This window comes from Streptomyces sp. NPDC004610 (genome assembly GCF_040609715.1).
Classification (GTDB): domain Bacteria; phylum Actinomycetota; class Actinomycetes; order Streptomycetales; family Streptomycetaceae; genus Streptomyces.
Map to the genome: position 1 here is coordinate 20,626 of NZ_JBEXLA010000056.1, position 23,401 is coordinate 44,026.

Consider the following 23,401-nt stretch of genomic DNA (forward strand, 5'->3'; position numbering starts at 1 on the left):
TCGCCGTCACCCCATGGCTGTCACCCCATGGCCGTCACCCCCTCAGCGCCCGCTCCCTCGCGGCCCGCCGCGCATAGACCCGCTCCCGGCGGTCCTCCGTCTGCCGCAGGGCCTCCTTGCGGTCGCGCCGGGACAGCCGGTCGAGATAGAGCTGCCCGTTGACATGGTCGGTCTCATGGGCGAGGCAGCGGGCGAAGTACCCGGTCCCCTCGATCACCAGCGGCTGCCCCTCGCGGTCGTAGCCGCGCACCACGGCCCGGTCAGGGCGCGGCACCTCCACCGTGGCGCCCGGCACCGACAGACAGCCCTCGCCCTCCTCGATCAGCTGTCGCTCGTCCGGGGTGAGTGGGTCCAGCACCGGGTTGACGAGGTGTCCGACATGCCGCACCCCGTCGTCGTCCGGGCAGTCGTAGACGAACAGGCGCAAGTCGACGCCGACCTGGTTCGCGGCGAGCCCGGCGCCCTCGGCGACGTACATGGTCAGGAACATGTCGTCGATCAGCGCGGCGAGGTCCGGTCCGAACTCGGTGATGTCCCGGCAGGGCTTGTGCAGCACCTCCGCGCCGAACTCGGTGATCCGCCGGACGGTGCCGCGCCGTGCCTCGGGCGCGAGCGGGGGGTAGGAGGCGAGGGGCCGTCCCTGGACGAAGACGCTGGGCATGGGTCTGTCCTGCCTTTCGGTGTGGGTGTGTTGACGTGAGTGGCCGGTAACCGTCCTTTCGGCCCCGGCCGTCCGTCCGTACCCTCCCCTGCCCATGACCACGGAACACCCCCCACATCAGCTGCCCGACGCCCCGAACGGAGGCGCGACCCGCCGCCGCTTCCTCGCCGGTGCCGGTGCCGGTGCGGCCACCGGCCTCCTCGCCGCGGGGACGACCCACGGCGCCGCCCGTTCCGCCCCGGCCCCGCGGGTCGCCGTCCTCGGCGGTGGTGTCTCCGGCCTGAGCGCCGCCCAGGAACTCGCCGAGCGCGGCTACCGCGTCACCGTCTACGAGTACTACGACGCGCTCGGCGGCAAGGCCCGCTCGATGGACGTCCCCGGCACCGCCGCCGGAGGGCGCGCGCCGCTCCCCGGCGAGCACGGCTTCCGCTTCTTCCCGGGCTTCTACCGGAACCTCCCGGACACCATGCGCCGCATCCCGTTCCCCGGCAACGCCGACGGCGTCCGCGGCAATCTCCGCAACGGCACCGAAGCCCTGTTCGCCCGCGCCGACGGCCGGCCCGATCTGCATGTCCCGCTGCGCCGCCTCACCACCCCGCCCGACCTGGGCAGTCTCACCCCGAGCTGGCTCCGCGACCAGTTGCTGTCCGTCCTGGACCTCGGCACCCGGCTGCCCGCCCACGAGGCGGCCTACTTCGCCGGCCGGCTCCTCGTCCACCTCACCAGCTGCGACGCCCGGCGCGAGGGCCAGTGGGAGCGGACCGCCTGGTGGGACTTCATCCGCGCGGGAGAGATGAGCACCGAGTACGGCACGCTCCTCGGCGTCGGCCTGACCCGCAATCTGGTCGCCACCCGCGCGGAGGCCGCCTCCACCCGGACCGTCGGCCGCGTCATCATCGAGGCCCTGATGCTGTGGGGCCTGCTCGGCCGGGGCATGGACGGCCCGGACGCCGATATCGACCGGGTGCTCAACGCCCCGACCAGCGAGGCGTGGATCGACCCCTGGGAGCGGTATCTGCGCTCACTGGGCGTGGAATTCGTCCTCGGCACCGAGGTGCGCGAGATCGAGTACGAGGCCGGACGCGTCACCGGCGTACGCGTCGCCCCGCGGGCGGGCGGACCCAGCCGACAGGACGAGGGCGGACGGGGTCGCGGTGACGGTGGGCGGAGCCGTGGCGAGGGCGGGCAGGTCCGTACCGTCCGTGCCGACCACTACGTCTGCGCGCTGCCCGTCGAGCACGCCCGCCGGACCTGGGGACCGGCCCTGCGCGCGGCCGACCCGCAGCTCGCCCGCTGTGACGCGCTGACCACCGACTGGATGACCGGCGTGATGTTCTATCTGCGCACCCCCACCCCCGTGGTACACGGCCACGTCAACTGCCTGGACTCGCCCTGGTCGGTGACCGCGATCGGGCAGGCCCAGTTCTGGGACGGCCGGGACTTCGCCCGCGACTACGGCGACGGCCGGGCGCGGGACTGTCTCTCCGCGATCATCTCCGAGTGGGACAAACCCGGCATCCTGTATGGGAAGACGGCACGCGAGTGCACCCGGGAGGAGGTCGTCGCCGAACTCTGGGCCCAGCTCAAGGACAGCCTCAACGACTCCGGCAAGACCACCCTCACCGACGCCGACCGGCTCGGCTGGTTCATGGATCCGGCGGTGACGGGGCTGGGCGGGCCCGATCCGCAGAACCGGGAGCAGTTGCTCGTCCATCCGACCGGCACCCTGTACCACCGGCCCACGGCCCGCACCCGGGTGCCCAACCTCTTTCTCGCCGGGGACTATGTCCGCACCGACGTGGACCTCGCGACCATGGAGGGCGCCAACGAGTCCGCGCGCCACGCCGTGAACGCGCTGCTGGACGCGGAGGGCTCGGACGCGCCCCGGTGCGAGGTGTTCGAGCTGTACCGCCCACCGGAGTTCGAGCCGTTGAAGCGGGTGGACGAGGTGCGGTACGGGCTGGGGCTGCCCAATACCTTCGACCTGGGGTGACGGGGACGGCGGCAGCGCCGGAGCGGTCGTCCCGTCACCCCAGGCCGGTGATCCGGTGGCCCGGTGATCCGGTGGCCCGGTGACCGGCGGGGTCAGAGGACGCGGACCGCGCCCGACGCCGGGTAGCCGGACAGATCCTGGATGACGACACCCTTCGACGGGTTCGCCGCGTCGAGGTACTGGCCGTTTCCGATGTAGACACCGGTGTGGTACGCGGAGCCCTTGCCGCCCCAGTACAGGATGTCCCCGACCTGGAGGTTGGACGTGCCGACCTCGGTGCCGACCGTCGACTGGTCCTGCGAGACCCGCGGCAGATCGACGCCGACCTGCTTGAACGCGGCCTGCACCAGGCTGGAGCAGTCCCAGGCGTTGGGGCCGGTGGCGCCCATGACATAGGCGTCGCCGAGCTGGGCCTTGAGGAAGGCGATGACGGTGCCGACGCTGCCGCTGGCAGGGGAGGCGGTCGACTCGGAGCCGCTGTCGGACGAGGACGACGAGGGCGACGAGGCGGGCGAGGACGCGGTGGCCAGCGCGGTGCGCTCGGCGTCGCGGGCCGCGCGCTCGGCGGCCTCCTTGCGGGCTTCCTCGGCCTTCTTCTTGGCCGCGGCCTTCTTCTTCGCCTCCGCGAGATCGGCCTTGGCCTTCTTCGCGGCCTCGGCCGCGGCGGCGTCACGCTCGGCCCGCAGCTCGTAGTTGGCGGCGGCCAGCTGGGTGGCGTGGGCCGACTTGGACACCTGGACGGACAGGTCCGACGTCAGGGTGGGCAGTTCGAGCGTCTGCGTCACCGGCTCGGCGGCGTTCGCCGAAGCCGAGGCCGAACCGACGGCCACGGTGCTGAGGATGCCACCGGCCACTCCGGCCTTCAGCGCGAGCGACGAGGCGCTGCGGGGCCGGGGTTTCCGGTGGCTGCGTATGTGAGCGGTGTGGGACATGGGACCAACCGGTATCAGGGGCTCCTCCATACCTTCAAGGAACGTGTGCTGCGCCACAGTTGTTCAATCGGCGTGATGAATCCCGGGCGTGTCACTCTTTATTGACGCCGTAACGGACATTGTGGACGGGCCGTAATACGCCTGTGATCATGGGCTTTCGCGGTTACGTCCGAATTGCCCCGCACCTACCATCGGTGACGAAGGTTGGCCAAGCCCGGTTCTCAGCCACCTCTCATGAATGTGGCGGAGGTCACGGAACGGTCTCCGGGGGTGGCTGCGTCTTGTACGGGCCGCTTGGCCGGTACGCCGGTTCAGGCTCGATCGGGGCGCATGTGATCAGATCAGCTGAGATCCGATGGGATTCGATGAGATCGGTTCAGATTTAGCTAAATCGGTGTGGATCCAGGTGATTCGGTATGGATCACTCCTGATCGGCTCGTGAATGTATGCACACGTCCACACCTGACCCGACACCTCGCCCTCATGTGTGAATGCGCCCCTCTATCAAGCGCTCCCGTCCACCGCCAATTTGCATGCAGCGGAACTCTCTTGATATGGAGACGCTCCTTCCGAGACGCCTCTGAGCTGCCCTTTAGTCGCGCGGGCGGCCGAGGATGTCGCGATTGGTGATCGCTCGGCTGCTTCCAGTATGAAGATCACCGCTCATCCGACTTCATGATCCTTCGTCAGGTGGTGGAGATCACAAAGCTTGTGTAATACCCCGTGTCGCAGATCACAGAGCGGCGGGCATAAGATGCGGAGCAGTTGGGCTTGTGACCTGCTTCACATGTTCTCGATCTTCGCCGGGACGAGTGGACCTCGTGGGACTGGTGGGGCGGATGTGAGCCCATGCACCACCGCCAGCAGTCAGTGCCGACTGAGAGGAGCGAGGAGCGGTGAACGCGTATGCGCCCATCCTCGTACTGGGAGCCCTCGGGGCAGGCTTTGCGATCTTCTCCGTGGTCATGGCCACGCTGATCGGTCCGAAGCGGTACAACCGCGCCAAGCTCGAAGCCTACGAGTGCGGAATCGAGCCGACCCCCACGCCGGCCGGCGGCGGGCGCTTCCCCATCAAGTACTACCTGACGGCGATGCTCTTCATCGTCTTCGACATCGAGATCGTCTTCCTCTACCCATGGGCCGTCACCTTCGACGCCCTGGGTGTGTTCGGGCTCGTGGAGATGCTGCTCTTCGTGCTCACCGTCTTCGTCGCCTACGCGTATGTATGGCGGCGCGGCGGCCTGGAATGGGACTGAGGGGCCTTTAGCCATGGGACTCGAAGAAAAGCTGCCGAGCGGATTCCTGCTGACCACCGTCGAGCAGGCCGCGGGCTGGGTGCGCAAGTCGTCCGTCTTCCCGGCCACCTTCGGCCTCGCCTGCTGTGCCATCGAGATGATGACCACCGGCGCCGGCCGCTACGACCTCGCCCGCTTCGGCATGGAGGTCTTCCGCGGCTCACCGCGCCAGGCCGACCTGATGATCGTGGCCGGCCGGGTCAGCCAGAAGATGGCGCCGGTGCTGCGGCAGGTCTACGACCAGATGCCCAACCCCAAGTGGGTCATCTCCATGGGCGTCTGCGCGTCCTCGGGCGGCATGTTCAACAACTACGCCATCGTCCAGGGCGTCGACCATGTCGTCCCGGTCGACATCTATCTCCCCGGCTGTCCGCCGCGCCCCGAGATGCTGCTGGACGCGATCCTCAAGCTCCACCAGAAGATCCAGAGCACCCCCCTCGGGGTGAACGCCCAGGAGGCGGCCCGGGAGGCGGAGGAAGCGGCGCTGAAGGCCCTGCCGACGATCGAGATGAAGGGGCTGCTGCGATGAGCGACGCCAACGGCACCGGCGGGGCCCCGGACGGGGTGAACCCCGAGAAGGACCTCGCCGCCGCCAACCTCCCCGGCCGGCGCGGCGACGGCGGCGAGGAGATCCGCGTCCAGCGCGGCATGTTCGGCGCCAACAACGGCGGCGACACCTCCGGCTACGGCGGCCTGGTCCGCCCCGTCCGCCTCCCCGGCGCCTCCTCCCGCCCCTACGGCGGCTGGTTCGACGAGGTCGCCGACGAACTGGAGGGCGCCCTGGAGGAACAGGGCCTGGTCCCCGAGAACGCCATCGGCAAGACGGTCGTCGACCGCGGTGAGCTGACCTTCCACATCGAGCGCGAGCACCTGGTCCGCGTCGCCCGCACCCTGCGCGACGACCCGGCCCTGCGCTTCGAGCTGTGCACCGGCGTCAGCGGTGTCCACTACCCGCACGACAAGGGGCGCGAGCTGCACGCCGTCTACCATCTGCGCTCGATCACCCACAACCGGCTGCTCCGGCTGGAGGTGAGCGCCCCCGACAGCGACCCGCACATCCCGTCCCTGGTCCCGGTCTACCCGACCAACGACTGGCACGAGCGCGAGACGTACGACTTCTTCGGCATCGTCTTCGACGGTCACCCGGCCCTGACGCGGATCATGATGCCGGACGACTGGCAGGGCCATCCGCAGCGCAAGGACTACCCCCTCGGCGGCATCCCCGTCGAGTACAAGGGCGCCCAGATCCCGGCTCCGGACCAGCGGAGGTCGTACTCATGAGCACACAGCACGCCACCCCGCGGGAGACCACCGAGGGCACCGTCTACACGGTCACCGGTGGCGACTGGGACGAGGTCGTCCAGTCCGCCGCCCGCGCCGACGACGAACGCATCGTCGTCAACATGGGCCCCCAGCACCCCTCCACCCACGGAGTGCTCCGGCTCATCCTGGAGATCGACGGCGAGACGGTCACCGAGGCCCGCTGCGGCATCGGCTACCTCCACACCGGCATCGAGAAGAACCTGGAGTTCCGCACGTGGACGCAGGGCACCACCTTCGTCACGCGCATGGACTACCTGACGTCCTTCTTCAATGAGACCGGCTACTGCCTGGCCGTCGAGAAGCTCCTCGGCATCGAGGACGAGATCCCCGACCGCGCCACGATCATCCGGGTCCTCCTGATGGAGCTGAACCGGCTCTCCTCCCACCTGGTGTGCATCGCCACCGGCGGGATGGAACTGGGCGCGACCACGATCATGATCTACGGCTTCCGCGACCGCGAGATGATCCTCGACCTGTACGAGCTGATCACCGGTCTGCGCATGAACCACGCCTACATCCGCCCCGGCGGACTCGCCCAGGACCTGCCGCCCGGCGCGGTCGACCAGATCCGCGCGTTCATCAAGAAGATGCGCAAGAACCTCCCCGAGTACGACAAGCTCGCCACCGGGAACCCCATCTTCAAGGCGCGGATGCAGGACATCGGCTATCTGGACCTGGCCGGCTGCATGGCGCTGGGCGCCACCGGCCCGATCCTGCGCTCCACCGGCCTGCCCCACGACCTGCGCAAGGCCCAGCCGTACTGCGGCTACGAGACCTACGACTTCGACATCCCGACCGCCGACACCTGCGACTCCTACGGCCGCTTCCTGATCCGGCTGGAGGAGATGCGCCAGTCGCTCAGGATCGTCGAGCAGTGCCTGGACCGGCTGGAGCCCGGCCCGGTCATGGTCGGGGACAAGAAGATCGCCTGGCCCGCCCAGCTCGCCCTGGGCCCCGACGGGCTCGGCAACTCCCTCGACCACATCAAGACGATCATGGGCACCTCCATGGAGGCCCTGATCCACCACTTCAAGCTGGTCACCGAGGGCTTCCGGGTCCCGCCCGGCCAGGCGTACACCGCCGTCGAGTCGCCCAAGGGCGAACTCGGGGTCCATGCCGTCTCCGACGGCGGCACCCGCCCCTTCCGGGTCCACTTCCGCGACCCGTCCTTCACCAACCTTCAGGCCATGGCGGCGATGTGCGAGGGCGGCCAGGTCGCCGATGTCATCGTCGCCGTCGCGTCCATCGACCCCGTGATGGGAGGCGTCGACCGGTGACCACCTCTTCTTCGGAGCGCGGCGTCAGCCTGGGCATGCCCGAACTGCCCGCGCCCGCCTACCCGGACGATGTCCGCGCCCGGCTGGAGCGGGACGCGCGCGAGGTGATCGCCCGCTACCCCGACTCCCGCTCCGCCCTGCTGCCCCTGCTGCACCTCGTCCAGTCGGAGGAGGGCCATGTCACCCGCACCGGGATGCAGTTCTGCGCGGACATGCTCGCCCTGACCACGGCCGAGGTCACCGCCGTCGCCACCTTCTACACCATGTACCGGCGCCGCCCGTCCGGCGACTACCAGGTGGGGGTGTGCACCAACACGCTGTGCGCGGTGATGGGCGGCGACGCCATCTTCGAGGCGCTCCAGGAGCATCTGGCCGTCGGCAACAACGAGACCACCGACGACGGCAAGGTCACCCTGGAGCACATCGAGTGCAACGCGGCCTGCGACTTCGCGCCGGTCGTGATGGTCAACTGGGAGTTCTTCGACAACCAGACCGTGGGGAGCGCCAAGCGGCTGGTCGACGATCTGCGGGCCGGCCGTGAGGTGACCCCCACGCGCGGGGCGCCGCTGTGCACCTTCAAGGAGACCGCCCGGATCCTGGCCGGTTTCCCCGACGAGCGCGAGGGAGCCGTCGCCGCCGGCGGCAGCGCCGGAGCCGCCTCCCTGATCGGGCTGCGCCTGGCCAAGGGCGAGACCGGAGCCGCCCGGGTGGTCCACCCGCGCGACGCGGCCCCCGGGGCACCCCAGGACGCAGCACCGTCCACCGAACACCTCAGCTCGCACGACGCGCCGCAGGACACATCGGCATCGGACCCCGCCCACCCGGCGGGGCCGGTCGCCGAGGAGGGGGAGTGATGACCTTGGCACCCGAGCTGAAGGGCACGAGCCCGGAGAAACTGCTCGCACCCGTGCTGTCCGCGTTCTGGGACGAGGACCGGTCCTGGACACTGGACGTCTACCGGCGGCACGAGGGCTACGAGGGTCTGCGCAAGGCGCTCGCCATGTCACCGGACGATCTGATCGCCTACGTCAAGGACTCCGGTCTGCGCGGACGCGGCGGGGCCGGATTCCCCACGGGCATGAAGTGGCAGTTCATCCCGCAGGGCGATGGAAAGCCGCACTATCTAGTTGTCAACGCCGACGAATCGGAGCCCGGGACCTGCAAGGACATCCCGCTCCTCTTCGCGAACCCGCACAGCCTCATCGAGGGCATGATCATCGCGTGTTACGCCATCAGGTCGTCGCATGCCTTCATCTATCTCCGCGGTGAAGTCGTCCCCGTGCTGCGGCGGCTGCACTCGGCGGTCGCCGAGGCGTATGCGGCCGGCTTCCTCGGCGAGAACATCCTGGGCAGCGGGCTCGACCTCGACATCACCGTGCACGCGGGCGCGGGCGCGTACATCTGCGGTGAGGAGACCGCGCTGCTCGACTCGCTCGAAGGCCGCCGCGGCCAACCGCGGCTGCGTCCTCCCTTCCCTGCTGTCGCGGGCCTCTATGCCTGCCCGACTGTGGTGAATAACGTCGAGTCGATCGCTTCCGTTCCCGCGATCCTGCATAAGGGCAAGGAATGGTTCAGGTCGATGGGCAGCGAGAAGTCCGCGGGCTTCACGCTCTACTCGCTCAGCGGCCATGTCGCCTCCCCCGGCCAGTACGAGGCCCCGCTCGGCATCACCCTGCGCCAACTCCTGGAGATGGGCGGCGGGATGCGCCCCGGCCACCGACTCAAGTTCTGGACGCCGGGCGGCTCCTCGACCCCGATGTTCACCGACGAGCACCTCGACGTCCCTCTTGACTACGAAGGAGTGGGCGCCGCGGGTTCCATGCTCGGCACCAAAGCACTCCAGTGCTTCGACGAGACGACCTGCGTGGTGCGCGCCGTCACCCGGTGGACCGAGTTCTACGCCCATGAGTCCTGCGGCAAATGCACGCCCTGCCGCGAAGGCACCTACTGGCTGGTCCAGTTGCTCCGTGACATCGAGGCGGGCAAGGGCACCCTGTCCGACCTCGACAAGCTGAACGACATCGCCGACAACATCAACGGCAAGTCCTTCTGCGCCCTCGGCGACGGCGCCGCGGCACCGATCTTCTCCTCGCTGAAGTACTTCCGCGAGGAGTACGAGCAGCACATCACGGGCCGGGGCTGCCCCTTCGACCCGGCCAAGTCGACAGCCTGGGCGGACCGCCCGGAGGTGAACGCATGACCGTGACCACCAGCGCCCCCACCGGCGGGGGAGAGGCGGCGGTCCCGCCGGAGGACCTCGTATCGCTGACCATCGACGGCGCGGAGATCAGTGTGCCCAAGGGCACCCTGGTCATCCGGGCCGCCGAGCAGCTCGGCATCGAGATCCCCCGGTTCTGCGACCATCCGCTCCTCGCCCCGGTCGGCGCCTGCCGCCAGTGCATCGTGGAGGTCGAGGGCCAGCGCAAGCCGATGGCGTCCTGCACCATCACCTGCACCGACGGGATGGTCGTCAAGACCCAGCTGTCCTCCCCGGTCGCCGAGAAGGCCCAGCACGGGGTGATGGAGCTGCTGCTCATCAACCACCCGCTGGACTGCCCGGTCTGCGACAAGGGCGGTGAGTGCCCGCTCCAGAACCAGGCCATGTCGCACGGCCAGTCCGACTCCCGCTTCGAGGGCAGGAAGCGCACCTTCGAGAAGCCGGTCCCGATCTCCACCCAGGTGCTGCTGGACCGCGAGCGCTGTGTGCTGTGCGCCCGCTGCACCCGCTTCTCCAACCAGATCGCCGGCGACCCGATGATCGAACTCCTGGAACGCGGCGCGCTCCAGCAGGTCGGCACCGGCGAGGGCGACCCGTTCGAGTCGTACTTCTCCGGCAACACCATCCAGATCTGCCCGGTCGGCGCGCTCACCTCGGCCGCCTACCGGTTCCGCTCCCGCCCCTTCGACCTGGTCTCCACGCCCAGTGTGTGCGAGCACTGCGCCGGCGGCTGCGCCACCCGCACCGACCACCGGCGCGGCAAGGTCATGCGGCGGCTCGCCGCCAACGACCCCGAGGTCAACGAGGAGTGGATCTGCGACAAGGGCCGCTTCGGGTTCCGCTACGCCCAGCAGCGCGACCGGCTGGGAACCCCCCTGGTGCGCAACGCCGAGGGCGATCTCGAACCGGCGTCCTGGCCCGAGGCGCTCCAGATCGCCGCGCAGGGCCTGCTCGCCTCGCGCGGCCGTACCGGGGTGCTCACCGGCGGACGGCTCACCATCGAGGACGCCTACGCCTACAGCAAGTTCGCGCGCGTGGCGCTGGACACCAACGACATCGACTTCCGGGCCCGCGTCCACAGCGGTGAGGAGGCCGACTTCCTCGCCGCCCGCATCGCGGGCCGGGGCCGCGACCTCGACGGTACGGGTGTCACGTACGGCCTGCTGGAGAAGGCGCCGGCCGTGCTGCTCGCCGGGTTCGAGTCCGAGGAGGAGGCGCCCGGCGTCTTCCTGCGGCTGCGCAAGGCGTGGCGGGGGCACGGGCAGCGGGTGTTCTCGCTGGCCACCCATGTCACCCGGGGTCTTCAGAAGGCGGGCGGCACACTGCTGCCGGCCGCGCCCGGCACCGAGACCGAGTGGCTGGACGCGCTGGCCGGCGGGGTCGGCCTGGAGGCGCCCGGTGAGCAGGCCGCCGAGGCGCTGCGGGCCGAGGGCGCCGTCATCGTCGTCGGCGAGCGGCTGGCCGCGGTGGCGGGCGGGCTGACGGCCGCCGTGCGGGCCGCGACCGCCACCGGGGCGCGGCTGGTGTGGATCCCCCGGCGGGCCGGGGAGCGCGGGGCGATCGAGGCCGGTGCGCTGCCGTCGCTGCTGCCGGGCGGGCGCCCGGCGACCGACCCGCGCGCGCGGGAGGAGGTCGCGGCCGTATGGGGCGTGGCCGAACTCCCGCACCGCTACGGCCGGGACACCGGGCAGATCGTGGAGGCCGCCGTCTCCGGCGAACTCCAGGCGCTGCTGGTCGCCGGGGTGGAGACCGCCGATCTGCCGGACCCGGCCCGCGCGCGGGAGGCCCTCGACGCGGTCGGCTTCCTGGTGTCGCTGGAACTGCGGCCCAGTGAGGTGTCCCGGCGCGCCGATGTGGTGCTGCCGGTCGCCGCGGTCGCCGAGAAGGCGGGCACCTTCCTCAACTGGGAGGGCCGGGTGCGGTTCTTCGACGCCGCCCTCAAGCCCGACCAGATGACCCGCCCGCTGCCGCCGACCGACGCCCGGGTGCTCCAGATGCTGGCGGACGCCATGGACGTCCATCTGGGCCTGCCGGATCTGCGGACCACCCGCTCGGAGATCGACCGGCTCGGCTCCTGGGGCGGGCCCCGCGCGGGAGAGCCCCGCGAGAGCGGCGCCCAGGTGCCCCGTCCGGCCGCGGGCGAGGCGGTCCTCGCCGGGCACCGGCTGCTGCTCGACCGGGGCGTCCTCCAGCAGGGCGACAGCGCCCTCGCGGGCACCCGGCACGCCGCCCGCGCGCGGGTGTCGGCCGCCACTGCCGTGGAGGCGGGGGTCGCCGACGGTGCGCCGCTGGTGGTGACCGGCCCCGCCGGAACCGTGGAACTGCCGCTGGAGGTCACCGAGATGCCCGACCGGGTGGTCTGGCTCCCGCTGAACTCCACCGGCGGCGGGGTCGCCTCCGACACCGGTGCCCTGCCCGGCTCCCTCGTCCGTATCGGTCCGGCGGCCCCCGCCGACGAGGCCCCCAAGGAGGCCGGGGCATGAGCCCGTACTTCCTCGCCGCCGAGGACCTCTCGCTGTTCGGCCGCGACCCCTGGTGGCTGGTCGTCATCAAGGCGGTCTTCTGCTTCGCCTTCCTGATGGTGACCGTGCTGTTCTCCATCGTCTGGGAGCGCAAGGTCGTCGCCTGGATGCAGCTGCGCATCGGGCCCAACCGGCACGGCCCCTGGGGCATGCTCCAGTCGCTCGCCGACGGCATCAAGCTGATGCTCAAGGAAGACCTGATCGTCAAGCGCGCCGACAAGGCGGTCTATGTCCTTGCGCCGATCGTGGCCGCCATCCCGGCGTTCATGGCGATCGCGGTGATCCCCTTCGGACCGGCCGGCAACGAGATCTCGATCTTCGGCCAGCGCACCACGATGCAGCTCACCGACCTGCCGATCGCGCTGCTCTACATCCTCGCGGTCGCCTCGGTCGGCGTCTACGGCATCGTCCTGGCCGGCTGGAGCAGCGGCTCCACCTACCCGCTGCTCGGCGGTCTGCGCTCCGCCGCCCAGATGATCTCGTACGAGATCGCCATGGGCGCCGCCTTCGCCTCCGTCTTCCTGTACTCGGGCTCCATGTCCACCTCGGCGATCGTGGACGCGCAGGCGGACCGCTGGTACGTGATCCTGCTGCCGGTCTCCTTCCTCATCTACATCGTCACCATGGTCGGGGAGACCAACCGGGCCCCGTTCGACATGCCCGAGTCCGAGGGCGACCTGGTGGGCGGCTTCAACACCGAGTACTCGTCCATCAAGTTCGCGATGTTCATGCTCGCCGAGTACGTGAACATGGTGACGGTCTCCGCGGTGTCGGTGACGCTGTTCCTCGGCGGCTGGCGGGCGCCCTGGCCGATCTCCACGTTCTGGGAGGGCGCGAACCACGGCTGGTGGCCGATGCTCTGGTTCGTCCTCAAGGTGCAACTGCTGCTGTTCTTCTTCATCTGGCTGCGCGGCACCCTGCCCCGCGTCCGCTACGACCAGCTGATGAAGCTCGGCTGGAAGGTGCTGATCCCGGTCTCGCTGGTCTGGCTGATGCTGGTCGCGACCGTACGGACGCTGCGCAACGAGAACTACGACTTCGCCGATATCGCGCTGTACGTCGGCGGCGCCGTCCTTGTCCTGCTGCTGGTCTCCTTCATCGCCGACCTGTTCCGCGACCGCGGCGAACCGGCGCCCGAACCGCCCGGCCAGACCCCCGGGTTCGACCCGATGGCCGGTGGATTCCCGGTGCCGCCGCTGCCCGGACAGGAGCTTCCGCCGGTTCCCCGGCGCCGTTCCCGTCAGGAGCGGGAGCTGATTGTCAGTGGCGGGCCCGATACTCACAGTGACGGATCGCTGGATGGAAAGGAGGCGTCCGATGGCTGAGGAGCCCAAGGAGACCGACCCCGGTTTCCAGAACCCCGTGGCCGGCTTCGGCGTGACCTTCAAGGCCATGTTCAAGAAGCGGCTGACCGAGCAGTACCCGGAGCAGCAGAAGACCACCGCACCCCGGTTCCACGGACGGCACCAGCTCAACCGCCATCCGGACGGCCTGGAGAAGTGCGTCGGCTGCGAGCTGTGCGCCTGGGCCTGCCCCGCCGACGCCATCTATGTGGAGGGCGCCGACAACACCGACGAGGAGCGCTACTCGCCGGGCGAGCGGTACGGGCGGGTGTACCAGATCAACTACGCCCGCTGCATCCTGTGCGGTCTGTGCATCGAGGCGTGCCCCACGCGCGCGCTGACCATGACCAATGAGTTCGAGCTGGCCGACTCCAGCCGCGCCAACCTCATCTACACCAAGGAACAGCTCCTCGCCGGTCTGGAGGAGGGCATGGTCGACTCGCCGCACGCGATCCACCCCGGGATGGACGAGCAGGACTACTACCGGGGCCTGGTCACCGAGGCCGCCCCCGGCACCGTCCAGCAGCCCGCCGTCTCCAAGGGCGAGAAGCCCGAGGACGAGGGGGTGGACGCATGAGCGCGCAGCTCGCCGCCTACTCCACCTCCACCGGCGAGGCCGTCCAGTTCTGGATCCTCGGCACGGTCGCGGTGATCGGCGCCCTGTGCACCGTACTCATGAAGAGGGCCGTGCACAGTGCGCTGTGTCTGGCCGGGACCATGATCATCCTGGCGGTGTTCTACCTCGCCAACGGGGCCTACTTCCTCGGCGTGGTGCAGATCATCGTCTACACCGGCGCCATCATGATGCTGTTCCTCTTCGTGGTGATGCTGGTCGGGGTCACGGCCGCCGACTCGCTGAAGGAGACCATCAGAGGCCAGCGCTGGCTGGCCCTGCTGTGCGGTCTCGGCTTCGGCGCGCTGCTGATCGGCGGGATCGGCAACGCCTCGCTGAACCAGTTCGACGGCCTGGCGACGGCCAACGCGGGCGGCAATGTCCAGGGCATCGCCTCCCTCATCTTCACCAAGTACGTCTTCGCCTTCGAGATCACCGGCGCCCTGCTGATCACCGCCGCCGTCGGCGCCATGGTGCTCACCCACCGCGAGCGCATCGAGCGCGCCCGGACCCAGCGCGAGCTGGCCGAGCAGCGGGTGCGCGAGGGCAAGCACCTGCCGCCGCTGCCCGCCCCCGGCGTGTACGCCCGGCACAACGCGGTGGACATCGCCGGTCTGCTGCCCGACGGCACCCCCTCGGAGCTGACGGTCAACCGGACCCTGCGCGAGCGCGGCCAGATCCGCGATGTGTCCACCGAGGCCATCAGCGACCTCAAGGCCCTGGAGCAGCGCTCGCAGGAGCGGCTGGAGCGGGACGAGATCGAGCCGCCGCACTTCCAGCGGACCGAGGAGGCGTCCAAGTGAACCCGGTCAATTACCTCTACCTCGCGGCCCTGCTGTTCACGATCGGCGCCACCGGCGTCCTGATCAGGCGGAACGCGATCGTGCTGTTCATGTGCGTCGAGCTGATGCTCAACGCCTGCAACCTCGCCTTCGTCGCCTTCTCCCGGATGCACGGCAATCTCGACGGACAGATCATCGCCTTCTTCACGATGGTCGTCGCCGCCGCCGAGGTCGTGGTCGGACTCGCGATCATCGTGTCCCTGTTCCGCGCCCGCCACTCGGCCTCGGTCGACGACGCCAGCCTGATGAAGCTGTAAGGGGTCGGAAGAATCGTGGAGAACCTCATTGCGCTGCTGATCGCGGCGCCCCTCCTCGGAGCCGCCGTGCTGCTGTGCGGCGGACGCCGGCTCGACGCGGTCGGCCACTGGATCGGCACGCTGCTGTCGGCCGTCTCGTTCGTGTTCGGCGTGATCCTCTTCGCCGATCTGCTGGGCCGGGGCGCCGAGGACCGCACCCTGATCCAGCACTTGTTCACCTGGATCCCGGTCGAGAGCTTCCAGGCGGACGTCGCCTTCCGCCTCGACCAGTTGTCGATGACGTTCGTCCTGCTGATCACCGGCGTCGGCACGCTCATCCACGTGTACTCGATCGGGTACATGGAGCACGACGAGCGCCGCCGCCGCTTCTTCGGTTATCTCAATCTGTTCCTCGCGGCGATGCTGATCCTCGTCCTCGCCGACAACTATCTGCTGCTGTACGTCGGCTGGGAGGGCGTCGGTCTCGCCTCCTATCTGCTGATCGGCTTCTGGCAGCACAAGCCCAGCGCCGCCACGGCCGCCAAGAAGGCGTTCCTGGTCAACCGGGTCGGCGACATGGGCCTGGCCATCGCGATCTTCCTGATGTTCACGACGTTCGGCACCTTCGCCTTCGGCCCCCTGCTCGGCGGGCACGAGGAGTCCCCCCTGATCGGCGGGGCGAGCGAGGGCGTGCTCACCGGCATCGGCCTGATGCTGCTGCTCGCCGCCTGCGGCAAGTCCGCCCAGGTGCCGCTCCAGTCCTGGCTCGGGGACGCGATGGAGGGCCCGACCCCGGTCTCGGCCCTGATCCACGCCGCGACGATGGTCACCGCGGGCGTCTACCTCATCGTCCGCTCCGGCGCGATCTTCAACGCGGCGCCGGACGCGCAACTGGTGGTCACCATCGTCGGCGCGGTCACGCTGCTGTTCGGTGCGATCGTCGGTTGTGCCAAGGACGACATCAAGAAGGCCCTCGCGGGCTCCACGATGTCGCAGATCGGGTACATGGTCCTCGCCGCGGGCCTCGGCCCCATCGGCTATGTCTTCGCGATCATGCACCTGGTGACCCACGGCTTCTTCAAGGCCGGGCTGTTCCTGGGCGCCGGTTCGGTCATGCACGGCATGAACGACGAGGTCGACATGCGCAAGTACGGCGGCCTCAGGAAGTACATGCCAGTCACCTTCGTCACCTTCGGCCTCGGCTATCTCGCGATCATCGGCTTCCCGGGGCTGTCCGGCTTCTTCTCCAAGGACAAGATCATCGAGTCGGCGTTCGCCAAGGGCGGCACCGAGGGCTGGATCCTCGGCGGCGTGGCCCTGCTCGGCGCGGCCATCACCGCGTTCTACATGACCCGCGTGATGCTGATGACGTTCTTCGGCGAGAAGCGCTGGCAGCCCGACGAGAACGGCGAGGAGCCCCGCCCGCACGAGTCCCCCAGGTCCATGACGATCCCCATGATCGTGCTGGCCGTCGGCTCCGTCGCGGGCGGCGCCTTCTTCAGCATCGGCGACCGCTTCGTGAACTGGCTGGAGCCCATCACCGGCTACGAGCACGGACACCCGCCGGTCAGCGCCCTCACCGTCACCCTGTCCACGGTCGCCGTCATGGTCGTCGGCGTCGCCGTCGCCTGGGCCCAGTACGGGCGCCGCCCGGTCCCGGTCACCGCCCCGCGCGGCTCCCTGCTCACCCGCGCCGCCCGCCGCGACCTCCTCCAGGACGACTTCAACCATGTCGTGCTGGTCCGCGGCGGCGAGCACCTCACCCGCTCCCTGGTGTACGTCGACCACAGCCTGGTCGACGGAGTCGTCAACGGCACGGCGGCCTCGGTCGGCGGTCTCTCCGGACGCCTGCGGGGGCTCCAGAACGGCTTCGCGCGGTCCTACGCGGTCTCGATGTTCGGCGGTGCGGCACTGCTGATCGCCGCGACCCTGCTGATGAGGGCGGTCTGATACCGATGTCCTTTCCCCTGCTGACAGCGACGGCGCTGCTCCCGGCTGTCGGGGCCATCGCCACGGCCGCCGTACCGGCCGCCAAACGCACCGCGGCCAAATGGCTGGCGCTGGTGGTCTCGCTCGCCACCCTCGGGCTCGCCCTCGCGATCCTGGTCCGCTTCGACCCCGGCGGCGACCGCTACCAGCTCACCGAGTCGCGCGCCTGGATCTCCGAGTTCGGGGTGCGCTACGAACTGGGCGTGGACGGCATCGCGGTGGTGCTGATCGCGCTGACCGCCCTGCTCATCCCGTTCATCATCCTGGCGGGCTGGCACGACGCCGACCCGCTGGAGACCGGCTCCACGCGCTGGCGCCCCACCCAGGGCTTCTTCGCGCTGATCCTGCTGGTCGAGGCGATGGTGATCCTCTCCTTCGAGGCCACCGACGTCTTCCTCTTCTACATCTTCTTCGAAGCCATGCTGATCCCGATGTACTTCCTCATCGGCGGCTTCGGGGACCGGGCCCATGAGCACGGCGAGAAGGTGGCCGCCACCCAGCGGTCCTACGCCGCCGTGAAGTTCCTGCTCTACAACCTGGCCGGCGGTCTGATCATGCTGGCCGCGGTGATCGGCCTCTATGTCGTCGCCGGGAACTTCTCGCTGCCCGAGATCGCCGCCGCCCGCGCGAGCGGTGAACTGACCATGGCGACCAGCACCGAACGCTGGCTGTTCCTCGGCTTCTTCTTCGCCTTCGCGGTGAAGGCGCCCCTGTGGCCGCTGCACACCTGGCTGCCCAACGCGATGGGGGAATCCACCGCACCGGTCGCCGTACTGATCACCGCGGTGGTCGACAAGGTCGGCACCTTCGCGATGCTCCGCTTCTGCCTCGGCCTCTTCCCGGAGGCGTCCAAGTGGGCCACCCCGGTGATCCTGGTCCTCGCCGTGATCAGCATCATCTACGGGGCGCTGCTCGCCGTCGGCCAGCGGGACATGAAGCGGCTGGTGGCGTACGCGTCGATCTCCCACTTCGGGTTCATCATCATGGGCATCTTCGCGATGACCAGCCAGGGCCAGTCCGGCGCCACGCTCTACATGGTCAACCACGGGATCTCCACGGCCGCGCTGATGCTGGTCGCCGGGTTCCTGATCTCCCGGCGCGGCTCGCGGCTCATCGCCGACTACGGCGGAGTGCAGAAAGTCGCCCCGGTGCTCGCCGGCACTTTCCTGATCGGCGGTCTGGCGACCCTCTCGCTCCCGGGTCTCGCGCCCTTCGTCAGTGAATTCCTGGTCCTGGTCGGCACGTTCTCCCGCTATCCGGTGATCGGCATCATCGCCACCTTCGGCATCGTGCTCGCCGCGCTCTACACGCTGGTGCTCTACCAGCGGACGATGACGGGCCCGGTGAAGCCGGAGCTGGCCAAGATGCCCGACCTCCGGGTCCGGGAACTCGTGGTGGTCGCCCCGCTGGTCGCCCTGCTGATCGGGCTGGGCGTCTATCCGAAGCCGATCGCCGACATCGTCAACCCGGCGGTCGAGCAGACCATGTCCGATGTCCAGAAGCAGGACCCCCAGCCCGAGGTGGAGGCGGCAAGGTGAGTGCGGCAGCCGTCCACAGCCTGTGGACAACCGCGGCGACCCCGATCTCGAAGATCGACGCGCCGAAGATCGAGTACGCCCAGCTCTCGCCCATCCTGATCGTCGTCGGCGCGGCGATCCTCGGGATCCTGATCGAGGCGGTCGTACCCCGCAAGTCCCGTTACTACGTCCAGACCTTCACGGCCGTCGTCGCGCTCGCCGCCGCCTTCGCCGGGGTGGTGGCGCTCGCCGCCGACGGATACGCCACCACCAAGTCCGGCATCGCGGCCATGGGCGCCATCGCCATCGACGGACCGACCCTGTTCCTCCAGGGCACGATCCTGCTGGTGGCGCTGGTCAGCCTGTTCACCTTCGCCGAGCGGCGCCTCGACCCCGAGGCGCACGGCAACCGGGTCGACTCCTTCGCCGCCCAGGCCGCCGCGGTCCCGGGCAGCGACGCCGAAAAGGCCGCGGTCAGGGCCGGGTTCACCACCACCGAGGTGTTCCCGCTGCTGATGTTCGCGGTCGCTGGAATGCTCCTCTTCCCGGCCGCCAACGATCTGCTGACCCTGTTCGTCGCCCTGGAGGTCTTCTCCCTGCCGCTCTATCTGCTGTGCGCGCTCGCCCGCCGCAAGCGGATGATCTCGCTGGAAGCGGCCGTCAAGTACTTCCTGCTCGGCGCGTTCGCCTCCGCGTTCACCCTGTTCGGCATCGCTCTGCTGTACGGCTACGCGGGCTCCATGTCGTACGCCACGATCGCGCAGGTCGTCGACGGCACGATCCCCACGGTCACCCCGGCGCTCGCCGACACCATGGACAATGACGCGCTGCTGCTGGTCGGCACCGCGCTGGTCGTCATGGGCCTGCTCTTCAAGGTCGGCGCCGTCCCCTTCCACATGTGGACACCGGACGTCTACCAGGGCGCCCCCACGCCGGTCACGGGCTTCATGGCCGCCGCCACCAAGGTCGCCGCCTTCGGCGCCCTGCTGCGCATCCTCTACGTCGTCCTGCCCGGCCTGCGCTGGGACTGGCGGCCGGTGATGTGGGCCGTGGCGATCATCACCATGCTGGGCGGCGCCATCGTGGCGATCACCCAGACCGACATCAAGCGCCTGCTGGCCTACTCGTCCATCGCGCACGCCGGCTTCATCCTCGCCGGTGTCGTCGCGACCAACCCCGACGGCATCTCCTCGGTGCTGTTCTATCTGGCCGCGTACTCCTTCGTCACGATCGGCGCCTTCGCCGTGGTGACCCTGGTGCGCGACGCGGGCGGCGAAGCCACGCATCTGTCCAAATGGGCGGGGCTCGGCCGGAGATCACCGCTGGTCGCGGCGGTCTTCGCGGTGTTCCTGCTGGCCTTCGCCGGTATCCCGCTGACCTCCGGCTTCGCCGGGAAGTTCGCCGTGTTCAAGGCGGCGGCGGAGGGTGGGGCGGCGCCGCTGGTCGTGGTCGGTGTGATCTCGTCGGCGATCGCCGCGTTCTTCTATATCCGGGTGATCGTGCTGATGTTCTTCAGCGAGCCGAGGCCCGAGGGCCCGACCGTCGCCGTGCCGTCGCCGCTGACCATGACGGCGATCGGGGTGGGGGTCGCGGTCACGCTGGTGCTCGGTGTGGCCCCGCAGTACTTCCTGGATCTGGCGGGGACTGCGGGGGTGTTTGTGCGCTGAGGCGCGGTGGTGCGGTGGCGCTGAGGCGCGGTGTTGCTGAAGCGCTGACCGGGTTCTTTGTGCGGGCGGGTCCCGGCTCCTGGCGGAGTCGGGGCCCGCCCGGTTTTTGTGGCGGGGCTGGAGCTTCTCCGGTTTCGTGGGCGCGGTCGGAGCTGGTCCGGGTTTCGTGGCGGGGGCGGGACCTGTTCGGGGGCGGGGGCGGGGGCGTGGGCGGGGGTGGGAGCGGGCTCGGGGGTTTCCGTGGTGGAGCTGGGACCCGTCCGGATTTCGTGGCGGAGCTGGACCCGCCCGCTTCCCGTGGCGGAGCCGGGGCTCGCCCGGGTCTCGGCGCGCGGCGAGTGTGGCTGGCGGGGGTGGCTGGTCGGAGTGGCTGGTGAGTGTGGCTGGTGGGGGAGGCTGATCCGGGTGGCCGGGTCGGGGTTGGCCGGGTCGGGGTTGGCCGGGTCGGGGTTGGCCGGGTCGGGATGGCCGGGTCGGGATGGCCGGTTCCCGGCGGAGCCGGATGGCTGGAGTGGGTCTGTGGATAACTCCGGCGGTGTCAGTGCGGGGGCCTATCGTGGACGCAGTGGTCGAAGCACGACGTACGGGGGCACGGCGATGCGTGGGACGGGCGGGATCGGTGGTATGGCGGCGGTAGCCGACAGCGAGGCGCTGGAGACGCTCCGCAAGGTCTTCGGGTACGAAGCCTTCCGGGGCGAGCAGGAAGCCGTGATCGAGCATGTGGTGTCCGGCGGGGACGCCGTGGTGCTGATGCCGACCGGCGGCGGAAAATCCCTCTGCTATCAGATCCCCTCCCTGGTCAGAGAGGGCACGGGCATTGTCGTCTCCCCGCTGATCGCGCTGATGCAGGACCAGGTGGACGCGCTGCGCGCGCTGGGGGTGAACGCCGGGTTCATCAACTCCACCCAGGACTTCGACGAGCGGCGGGTGGTGGAGGCCGAGTACCTCGCCGGGGAGCTGGACCTGCTGTACCTGGCGCCGGAGCGGCTGCGGCTGGACGCCACGCTGAATCTGCTGGCGCGCGGCAGGATCTCCGTCTTCGCGATCGACGAGGCGCACTGCGTGGCGCAGTGGGGCCATGACTTCCGGCCCGACTATCTCGCCCTGTCCGTGCTCGGCGAGCGCTGGCCGGACGTCCCCCGCATCGCGCTCACGGCCACGGCGACGCGGGCCACCCACCAGGAGATCACCCAGCGCCTGGGCATGCCCGACGCGCGGCACTTCGAGGCCAGCTTCGACCGGCCCAACATCCAGTACCGGATCGTGCCCAAGGCCGACCCCAAGAAGCAGCTCCTGGGCTTCCTGCGGGAGGAGCACGCGGGCGACGCGGGCATCGTGTACTGCCTGTCGCGCAACTCGGTGGAGAAGACCGCCGAGTTCCTCTCCCGCAACGGCGTCGAGGCGGTGCCGTACCACGCGGGGCTGGACGCCGGGACCCGTGCGGCGCACCAGTCGCGGTTCCTGCGCGAGGACGGCCTCGTGGTGGTGGCGACCATCGCCTTCGGCATGGGCATCGACAAGCCGGACGTCCGGTTCGTGGCCCATCTCGATCTGCCGAAGTCGGTGGAGGGCTACTACCAGGAGACCGGCCGCGCCGGGCGCGACGGCCTGCCGTCCACGGCCTGGATGGCGTACGGGCTCAATGACGTCATCCAGCAGCGCAAGATGATCCAGTCCAGCGAGGGCGACGAGGCGTTCCGGCGGCGCGCGCAGGCACATCTGGACGCGATGCTCGCCCTGTGCGAGACCGCGGCGTGCCGGCGGGGCCAGCTGCTCGCCTACTTCGGCCAGGAGCCCGGCGCGACCGGCTGTGGCAACTGCGACAGCTGTCTGACCCCGCCGGAGACCTGGGACGGCACGGTGGCGGCGCAGAAGGTGCTGTCGACGGTGGTGCGGTTGCAGCGGGAGCGGGGGCAGAAGTTCGGCGCCGTGCAGATCGTGGACATCCTGCTCGGCAAGCGGACCGCCAAGGTGATCCAGTTCGATCATGACCAGCTGTCGGTGTTCGGCATCGGCGAGGAGTTGGAGGAGGGCGAGTGGCGCGGGGTCGTCCGGCAGCTCCTGGCCCAGGGCATCCTCGCGGTCGAGGGCGACTACGGCACGCTGGTGCTGACCGAGGCGAGCGGCGAGGTGCTGCGGCGGGAGCGGGAGGTGCCGCTGCGCAAGGAGCCGAAGAAGGTGCCGGTGGCCCGGACCGGGGGCTCCCGGGGTGAGCGCAAGGGCAAGGCTTCGGCGGCGGTGGCCGAGCTGCCGGAGGCGCTGGCGCCCGCGTTCGAGGCGCTGCGCGCCTGGCGCGCCGAGCAGGCCCGGGAACAGGGCGTTCCGGCGTACGTCATCTTCCATGACGCCACGCTGCGCGAGATCGCGACCCAGTGGCCGGGGTCGGTGCGGGAGCTGGGCGGCATCAGTGGAGTGGGCGAGAAGAAGCTCGCGACGTATGGGGAGGGTGTGCTGGAGGTACTGGGGGGGATGGAGCGGCCGGGGGAGAGTGCGGGTTCTGGCGTTGGTGCTGCTGCCGGTGCCGGTGCCGGTTCTGGTTCTGGTGCCGGTGGCGGCTCTGGTGGGGCTGGGGCTGGGCGGGGCGACCGGGGCGGGGTGACTTCGGGGTCCGCGTCCGGGGGCGGGTCCGAGGCCGGGTCCTGGTCCGGTGGGGATGAGCTGTGGCCCGAGGGCGATGTGGAGCCGGAGCCGGAGGACTGGAGATAGTCGGCGGGGCGGCCCAAGCTCGCGCCGAGCACCCCGACCCACCCCGCCCCCTCGCCGCTACAGCGCGCGTGCCGCGTATGCCCTGACGTCCGCGTCGGTGTCCGTGGTCGCCGTGGCCAGGGCGGTGCGGGCCTCCGCCGTGCCGGTGTGGGCGGCGAGGGCGAGGACGGCCGCCTAGGGCGTGTCTTCAATTGATCTTGCGTGGTGGATCATGGTCGGGTGATACGTCGTCATGAGCTGTCTGATGAGGAGTGGGAGTTCCTCCGT

General features: G+C 69.9%; 18 protein-coding genes. 16 read left to right on the top strand and 2 right to left on the bottom strand.

Annotation, left to right across the window (positions count from 1 at the left end; translation table 11 throughout):
* Positions 1-34: 34 nt before the first annotated feature.
* A complete protein-coding gene (gene def / locus ABZX40_RS38785; RefSeq protein WP_355750054.1) occupies positions 35-661 on the bottom strand; it encodes a peptide deformylase in 627 nt (208 codons plus the stop codon).
* A 94-nt stretch (positions 662-755) separates the two neighbouring features.
* Here def and ABZX40_RS38790 point away from each other — a divergent pair, with 94 nt between their 5' ends.
* Complete coding sequence (locus tag ABZX40_RS38790; RefSeq protein ID WP_355750057.1) at positions 756-2,654, top strand: FAD-dependent oxidoreductase; 1,899 nt, start codon at positions 756-758, stop codon at positions 2,652-2,654.
* Between the two features lie 92 nt (positions 2,655-2,746).
* On the opposite strand, the gene ABZX40_RS38795 is transcribed toward ABZX40_RS38790, so the two are convergent.
* On the bottom strand, positions 2,747-3,616 hold the full coding sequence (locus tag ABZX40_RS38795; RefSeq protein WP_355750060.1) for a C40 family peptidase: 870 nt from the start codon (positions 3,614-3,616) through the stop codon (positions 2,747-2,749).
* An 866-nt stretch (positions 3,617-4,482) separates the two neighbouring features.
* Here ABZX40_RS38795 and ABZX40_RS38800 point away from each other — a divergent pair.
* From ABZX40_RS38800 to recQ, 15 genes are all read left to right on the top strand, one after another.
* A complete protein-coding gene (locus ABZX40_RS38800; RefSeq protein ID WP_007383963.1) occupies positions 4,483-4,842 on the top strand; it encodes an NADH-quinone oxidoreductase subunit A in 360 nt (119 codons plus the stop codon).
* A gap of 13 nt (positions 4,843-4,855) precedes the next feature.
* Positions 4,856-5,410, top strand: a complete 555-nt coding sequence (locus ABZX40_RS38805; protein WP_355750063.1) for an NADH-quinone oxidoreductase subunit B family protein — start codon at positions 4,856-4,858, stop codon at positions 5,408-5,410.
* Positions 5,407-6,162, top strand: a complete 756-nt coding sequence (locus ABZX40_RS38810; RefSeq protein WP_355750066.1) for an NADH-quinone oxidoreductase subunit C — start codon at positions 5,407-5,409, stop codon at positions 6,160-6,162. The genes ABZX40_RS38805 and ABZX40_RS38810 overlap by 4 nt, the downstream gene beginning before the upstream one ends.
* Positions 6,159-7,481 carry an NADH-quinone oxidoreductase subunit D gene (locus ABZX40_RS38815; RefSeq protein ID WP_355750069.1) on the top strand — a complete coding sequence of 441 codons (1,323 nt, stop codon included), beginning with the start codon at positions 6,159-6,161 and terminating at the stop codon, positions 7,479-7,481. Before ABZX40_RS38810 ends, ABZX40_RS38815 begins: the two co-directional genes overlap by 4 nt.
* Positions 7,478-8,335, top strand: a complete 858-nt coding sequence (gene nuoE, locus ABZX40_RS38820) for an NADH-quinone oxidoreductase subunit NuoE (protein WP_355750072.1) — start codon at positions 7,478-7,480, stop codon at positions 8,333-8,335. Before ABZX40_RS38815 ends, nuoE begins: the two co-directional genes overlap by 4 nt.
* On the top strand, positions 8,332-9,681 hold the full coding sequence (gene nuoF, locus ABZX40_RS38825; protein WP_355750075.1) for an NADH-quinone oxidoreductase subunit NuoF: 1,350 nt from the start codon (positions 8,332-8,334) through the stop codon (positions 9,679-9,681). The genes nuoE and nuoF overlap by 4 nt, the downstream gene beginning before the upstream one ends.
* Entirely contained in the window at positions 9,678-12,182 is a 2,505-nt protein-coding gene (locus ABZX40_RS38830) for an NADH-quinone oxidoreductase subunit G (protein WP_355750078.1), read from the top strand. Before nuoF ends, ABZX40_RS38830 begins: the two co-directional genes overlap by 4 nt.
* The gene (nuoH, locus tag ABZX40_RS38835) at positions 12,179-13,546 is read left to right on the top strand and encodes an NADH-quinone oxidoreductase subunit NuoH (protein ID WP_355750081.1); all 1,368 of its coding nucleotides are present in this window, start codon (positions 12,179-12,181) and stop codon (positions 13,544-13,546) included. The genes ABZX40_RS38830 and nuoH overlap by 4 nt, the downstream gene beginning before the upstream one ends.
* Positions 13,539-14,141 carry an NADH-quinone oxidoreductase subunit NuoI gene (gene nuoI / locus ABZX40_RS38840; RefSeq protein WP_355750084.1) on the top strand — a complete coding sequence of 201 codons (603 nt, stop codon included), beginning with the start codon at positions 13,539-13,541 and terminating at the stop codon, positions 14,139-14,141. The genes nuoH and nuoI overlap by 8 nt, the downstream gene beginning before the upstream one ends.
* Positions 14,138-14,980: an NADH-quinone oxidoreductase subunit J gene (locus tag ABZX40_RS38845; RefSeq protein WP_355750087.1), complete on the top strand. Its 843-nt coding sequence runs from the start codon at positions 14,138-14,140 to the stop codon at positions 14,978-14,980. The genes nuoI and ABZX40_RS38845 overlap by 4 nt, the downstream gene beginning before the upstream one ends.
* Positions 14,977-15,276, top strand: coding sequence for an NADH-quinone oxidoreductase subunit NuoK (gene nuoK / locus ABZX40_RS38850; RefSeq protein WP_073940625.1), 300 nt, complete (start codon positions 14,977-14,979; stop codon positions 15,274-15,276). The genes ABZX40_RS38845 and nuoK overlap by 4 nt, the downstream gene beginning before the upstream one ends.
* Before the next feature lie 15 nt (positions 15,277-15,291).
* Positions 15,292-17,205 (top strand): NADH-quinone oxidoreductase subunit L, encoded by a 1,914-nt coding sequence (gene nuoL, locus ABZX40_RS38855; RefSeq protein WP_355750091.1) that lies wholly within the window; start codon positions 15,292-15,294, stop codon positions 17,203-17,205.
* Between the two features lie 5 nt (positions 17,206-17,210).
* Entirely contained in the window at positions 17,211-18,782 is a 1,572-nt protein-coding gene (locus ABZX40_RS38860) for an NADH-quinone oxidoreductase subunit M (protein ID WP_355750094.1), read from the top strand.
* A complete protein-coding gene (gene nuoN, locus ABZX40_RS38865) occupies positions 18,779-20,428 on the top strand; it encodes an NADH-quinone oxidoreductase subunit NuoN (protein ID WP_355750097.1) in 1,650 nt (549 codons plus the stop codon). The genes ABZX40_RS38860 and nuoN overlap by 4 nt, the downstream gene beginning before the upstream one ends.
* Before the next feature lie 597 nt (positions 20,429-21,025).
* Positions 21,026-23,134 carry a DNA helicase RecQ gene (gene recQ, locus ABZX40_RS38870; protein WP_355750100.1) on the top strand — a complete coding sequence of 703 codons (2,109 nt, stop codon included), beginning with the start codon at positions 21,026-21,028 and terminating at the stop codon, positions 23,132-23,134.
* The last annotated feature ends 267 nt before the right edge of the window (positions 23,135-23,401 follow it).